Consider the following 6,173-nt stretch of genomic DNA (forward strand, 5'->3'; position numbering starts at 1 on the left):
TTATTTGGGGCATATATAATGCACGTAGGTTAGCATTAGCTAACATTTTAAAGGAGGAGTTTTTGAAATGGAAAAAGAAAACGGTAACGAAGCCTCAGCACAGGCTGTACTCAACCGCAACACCTTCAGCTGGCTGTGGCGATTCACGGAGGGAAAGCGCGGCACATACCTTATCAGCGTGATTATGGCATTGCTCGGCATTGCGTGTATGCTTCTTTCGTACATCTGCCTTGCGGAGCTTATCCGTCAGTTGATATCGGGAGGGCACAAAATGAGCTTTTATGTGCAGCGAGGCGTGCAGATAGGTATACTCTGGGTGCTGCGATATACGTTTCACGGTCTATCAACATATTCATCTCACAGTGCGACCTTCGGACTTATCGGCAATGCGAGAAAAAAGCTGCTGAAAAAGCTGGGAACTATGCCTCTCGGTGCGGTGCAGGCACATTCGTCGGGAGAATACAAAAACATCATCTGCGACAGAGCCGATCAGGTCGAGCCGACGCTCGCTCACGTACTGCCCGAATTCACTGCGAATATCATAGGCGCGATAACGATGTTCATATATATGATGACTATTGACTACCGTGTAGGGCTGTGGCAGCTTATCTGTATTCCCGCAGGATTTATCTCTTTCTCGGTCATGATGGCTTCAACTCCGAAGTATTACCCCGACACGATAAAGAAAACAAAAGCTCTGAACGCCGCTGCGGTGGAGTATATCGGCGGTATCGAGGTAATTAAGGCATTCGGACAGAGCAGGACGTCCTACGGCAAGTTCGTCAAGGCGGCAAGGGAGGGTGCAGACTGCTTTATCAACTGGATGCAAAAGGAGAATTTCTGGCAGAATTTCGGAATGGCGTGCTTTCCCGCAACCATGCTCGGACTTCTTCCTTCGGGCGTGATGTACTGCCTGAACGGAAGCCTTGCACCCGCCGATCTGATAGTGCTTATCATTCTTTCCTTCAGAACGGTCACTCCTCTCATTACCGCTTTCGGTTACACGGACGACATTTCCAAAGTCGGCGAGATAGTCAGCGATATGGCGGATATCCTTGATGAAAAGGATATGGAGCGTCCCGAAAAAAGCAGAGCTGTTCCCGCAAGCCATGATATATCGCTCAAAAACGTTCATTTCACCTATAAGGACAAGGAAGTTCTTCACGGCATCGATATGGAAATAAAGGACGGCACTGTGAACGCGCTTGTAGGTCCCTCAGGTTCCGGAAAATCGACTGTCGCAAGGCTGATCGCTTCCCTATGGGACGTTGATTCAGGTGAAATAAGGATAGGCGGCGTGAATATCAGGGATATGTCTCTTAAAGAATATAACAGGCATATTGCTTATGTCTCGCAGGAAAACTACCTGTTCGATCAGACCGTTATGGACAACATACGCATGGGCAGAGAAGGAGCGACCGACGAGGAAGTGATACAGGCTGCGAAAAAATGCGGCTGCCATGATTTTATCATGTCTCTTGAAAAAGGATATCAGACGATATGCGGCGGATCGGGCGGACACCTTTCGGGCGGCGAAAGACAGCGCATATCTATCGCAAGGGCAATGCTGAAGGACGCGCCCGTCGTTATTCTTGACGAAGCCACAAGCTACACCGATCCCGAAAGCGAAGCGGTGATACAGAACGCTCTTTCCCGCCTGACCAAAGGCAAAACGCTGATAGTCATAGCTCACAGGCTATCGACCATTGCCGACGCGGACAAGATATTCCTTATAAACGGCGGCAAGGTAGAAGCCGCAGGCACGCAGCAGGAGCTTCTGGCAGACAGTCCGCTTTACAGGAGTATGTGGGAAAGCCACATTGCGGTGAGAAAGGAGGAGGCATAAATGCTTCGCACATTCAAAAAATTCTTCGAGCTCTGCGGCAAAAGGGAACGGAAACAGTTTCATCTGTCTGTCTTTTTAGGCGTATTTCATGCGTTCTTTGCCGCAATGCGCATACCCGCCGTCTATATTGTGATAAAAGCGATACTTGAGGGGGGACTGTCGAAAAAACAGGCATATATTTCGGCAGGCATCATTTTTGCGTCGATCGTGCTGCAAACAGTCGTTTCCATGAAAACGACCATGCTCCAGACGAGGGCAGGCTTCAACACCTCGTCATTCAAGCGTATCGAGATAGCGGAGCATCTGCGCTATGTGCCGATGGGCCATCTTAACGACGAGGGGCTCGGCAAAATAACTTCGATCGCCACCAACACTATGGAGAGCTTTTCGGGCATAGCTGCAAGATGCGTGATCGTCATTTCAAAGGGCATCATTACCACCCTTGTCATTGTTCTGTCCATGTTTTTCTTTGAAGCGAGGATAGCCCTTGTGGCGCTCATTACTATGGCGGTCTATCTTGCCGGAACGGAATTCATGATACGTGCGGAAAGTGCCGATTCAGACGCATTTGCGGCATCACAGGATAACATGGTCGCACGTATACTGGAGTACGTCAGAGGTATCGCCGAGGTTAGGAATTTTGATCTCTTCGGCAAAAGCATTACCGATGTTGACAGCTCAATAGACAGATTCACAGGGTACAGCACACTTATGGAATCGGTTTATGAGGTCGTGATGTTTTTCCTGAACATTCTCACGAAGCTCTCAGGGACCGTCATGATGATAATGAGCATTGCATTTTATCTGAACGGCTCCATGAGCCTTGTTTATGCGGTAATGATGATAATATGCTCCTTCATGATCTTTGAATCGCTCGATCAGGTCGACGCATTCAACGGATTGACAAGGACCATCGAAAACTGCGTCGATAAGGTGAACGAAGCCCTTTCTTCACCGACAATGAACATTGACGGAAAAGAGCTTGTGCCCGAAAGCATGACGATCACAGTTGAAAACGTAGATTTTTCATACGACAAAAGAAAGATCATCGACGAAATCTCCTTTGAGATACCCGAAAGAACAACGGCAGCGTTCGTCGGACCATCGGGCGGCGGAAAGACCACTATCACACAGCTCCTTGCACGCTTCTGGGATGTTGACAGGGGACGTATCCTGCTCGGCGGCACAGACGTCAGAGAGTACAGCTATGACAGCCTAATGAAAAATTTCGCCTTTGTGTTTCAGAACGTTTACCTGTTCAGCGATACGATAGAAAACAATATCCGTTTCGGCAAGCCCGACGCAAGCAGAGAAGACGTCATCAAAGCAGCAAAGGCTGCCTGCTGCCATGATTTTATCATGGCGCTCCCCGACGGTTACAATACGGTGATCGGAGAAGGCGGAGCAAGTCTTTCAGGCGGCGAGCGTCAGCGGATCTCCATAGCAAGGGCGATAATGAAGGACGCTCCTATCATAATCCTTGACGAAGCAACTGCGAATGTAGACCCCGAAAACGAGACGCTGCTGATGAAAGCAGTCGAGAGCCTTACAAAGGAAAAGACCGTAATTATGATAGCCCACAGGCTGAGAACGGTGGAGAACGCAGATCAGATCTTTGTAATAGATCACGGAAAGATAGTTCAGCACGGCAGGCACAGCGATCTTACGAACGAGGAAGGCATTTACGGGCGGTTCATCGGCGAGAGAAAGAAAGCCGCAGGCTGGAAGCTCGGAAGCCACTCGGCGTGAGAGTGAACTGCTCCGACAATTGAGCAGGAAACAATTAAGCTACGATACGCAAGGATCAGCGATCGGAGCTTTTGGATAGACTCTGGCAAGATTTATGAGTCTGTCTGGATACATGACTAAAACCAAATATTTCTCTATCCCCTTGAAAACACACGATTTCCGAGCATCGCTGACCGACTATCAGCCCGTTTGGTCAACAATCGGTCAACTTTTAAGATACCCGAAGTTATAAAAACCTGCGGCAACGTGGGCTTTTCTTTATCTTATCCTGTCTTTCGCTTTGGCATTTTGGGAATTGCTTTGGTAACTGCCTCGCAGCAATGTACGTCATTGTTTTTGAGTGTATGCGCATAAATTGACATCGTTACATCAGGGCGGGTATGTCCTGCTCGCTTGGCAACATCCGGGACGCTTATCCCCGATTGAAGCTGCAAGCTGATCGCCGTATGCCTGAACTGATGTGGGTGAATCCTCGGCATGGCTAATGATTATCAGTATATATACTGCATTGATACAAACAACGGCAGTTATATAGAATATCAGCGTGAAAGTGCAGACAAGGATTTTTCGATTAAGAACAGGGGCACAGACTTTTTCACTGACTGCCAAAAAGCCTGCAGCAGAATAATATACGAAGAAGACCGTATGCTTTTTCATGATATGTTCAACAAAGAGTCATTCATAAAAAAAATAGATGATGGTGAGCTTTTTGGTTTCGATTACAGATACGAAAAGGGCGATGTGCTAAAATTTTACCGCCTTAAAACAATAATAGGCACAGACGAAAACGAAGGAACTGTGTTTATAGGCGTTACGGATATAGACACTCAAAAGCGCCGAGAGATCGAAATGAAAGAAGCACTATTCAAAGACTCGCTTACAGGTGTAAAGAACAAATCTGCATATAGCAATACCGAAAAGAAAATGAATGCTCTTATTAAAGAAAAAATATGTGAGGATTTTTCTGTATTTGTGTTTGACCTTAATGATCTGAAAAAGATAAACGACAATCTCGGACATGACGAAGGTGATAAATACATACGCTCAGGCTCGTCGCTGATATGCAAAACATTCAAACATTCACCCGTTTTCAGGATAGGCGGAGATGAATTTGCCTGCATTCTGAAAGACAGCGACTACGAAAACAGAGTACAGCTCAAGAATCAAATAAGAGAGCAAATTGAATACAATAAGCGGCACGGCTGTGTAGTAATTGCTGTTGGCAGTGCGGATTATCTGCCTAATGAAGACATTTGCCTGCTTGATGTATTCAAAAGAGCAGATAAAGAAATGTACGAGGATAAAAATCGTCTTAAAAACAGTTGATAAGTGGTTTACGCTGTTGAACAAATTTGCAAGTCCGTTAGGGCATAGCCTACTGGCACACCTGATTTCCGTTCCGCACAAGTCATAATCAGAATTGTGGAGCATTCCACAACAGGCATAAACCTTATTGAAACAAATAACAACAAGCCCTCGGAAATGCTCCGTAAGCATTTTATGAGGGCTTTTTCTTTTCATGCAGACATTTGCAGGATTCCGTCGATTTTTTTGAAATAGGTGTTGACATTAAAAATTTGATTTGATACAATTTAGATACTGTATGAAACTTCGATCGAATATATACAGAACTTGTTTACGGAGGTATATTATGACAAAGGACGAGCTTCATAAGTATGTAGAGGAAAGTAAGGGCAACGAGAGCAACATCTGCCAGATTTGTGCTTTCAAGGACGGTGATGCCGTGTACAGTGACAATTGGCGTAACTTCACAATCGACAGTGCTGTGAATGTCAATTCCGTTACAAAGGGAGTAATGGCTTTACTTACAGGGATAGCTATCGATAATGGTTTCATAACAGGTACAGATCAGAAAGTGATGGATTTCTTCCCCAATTACACTGTTAAGCGGGGCGAAAAGACCATCTATAATGTCACACTTGAGCATTTGCTGACAATGACCGCACCGTATAAATATCGTTCTGAGCCGTGGATAATGCTGTATAATAAAACTTGACACAACTCTAACAACCAGAGTATAATAAAACCAAAGGAGTGTGTCAAAAATGGGTTCAGAAAGAAAATATGACAACGAATTCAAAAAGCAGGCTGTGAAATTAGCTAAAGAGATAGGAAGCACTGCAGCTGTTGCTGAACTGGGTATCCCCAAGAGCACATTGGCTACATGGGTGCGTAAAGCAAAGGCAGGCGAGATCGATACAGGCTCGGGCACTCGCTTGCCCGAAGAATCTCTTAACCTTGCTCAGCAGCTCCAGGCTGCAAACAAGCGAATAAAAGAGCTTGAAAGGAAGAACCGTGAGCTTGACTGCTATGATCTTATGCCGCTGGGACTTGCGATCGAGGATAATATGAGAGCTTCGCTCTGCGTTCATACCCTTGAAAATGCAAAGAAAGCTTACCCTGAAATCAAGGGCTGCATAATACATTCCGACAGAGGCAGCCAATACACAAGTACAGAATATCGGACAGCAATACAGAGGTTTGAGATAATTCAGAGCATGAACAGCGCAGGAGGAAGATGCCACGACAACGCAAGATGCGAGAGTATGTGGGCAAG

The 6,173-nt window shown here is 46.0% G+C and carries 5 protein-coding genes; all 5 read left to right on the plus strand.

What is annotated here, in order from left to right; all coding sequences use genetic code 11:
• The first annotated feature begins 67 nt into the window (after nucleotides 1-67).
• Nucleotides 68-1,846: an ABC transporter ATP-binding protein gene (locus BT142_RS10290; RefSeq protein WP_072418111.1), complete on the plus strand. Its 1,779-nt coding sequence runs from the start codon at nucleotides 68-70 to the stop codon at nucleotides 1,844-1,846.
• A complete protein-coding gene (locus tag BT142_RS10295; RefSeq protein WP_072418112.1) occupies nucleotides 1,847-3,595 on the plus strand; it encodes an ABC transporter ATP-binding protein in 1,749 nt (582 codons plus the stop codon). It begins immediately after the preceding gene.
• Nucleotides 3,596-4,072: 477 nt separating this feature from the next.
• Nucleotides 4,073-4,921: a GGDEF domain-containing protein gene (locus BT142_RS10305; protein ID WP_072418114.1), complete on the plus strand. Its 849-nt coding sequence runs from the start codon at nucleotides 4,073-4,075 to the stop codon at nucleotides 4,919-4,921.
• Between the two features lie 325 nt (nucleotides 4,922-5,246).
• Nucleotides 5,247-5,612 (plus strand): serine hydrolase domain-containing protein, encoded by a 366-nt coding sequence (locus BT142_RS10310; RefSeq protein WP_139182239.1) that lies wholly within the window; start codon nucleotides 5,247-5,249, stop codon nucleotides 5,610-5,612.
• A 49-nt stretch (nucleotides 5,613-5,661) separates the two neighbouring features.
• On the plus strand, nucleotides 5,662-6,173 hold a 512-nt coding region (locus BT142_RS10315; protein WP_139275798.1), incomplete at its 3' end, for a DDE-type integrase/transposase/recombinase.

Source organism: Ruminococcus sp. YE71 (assembly GCF_900119155.1).
GTDB lineage: Bacteria > Bacillota > Clostridia > Oscillospirales > Ruminococcaceae > YE71.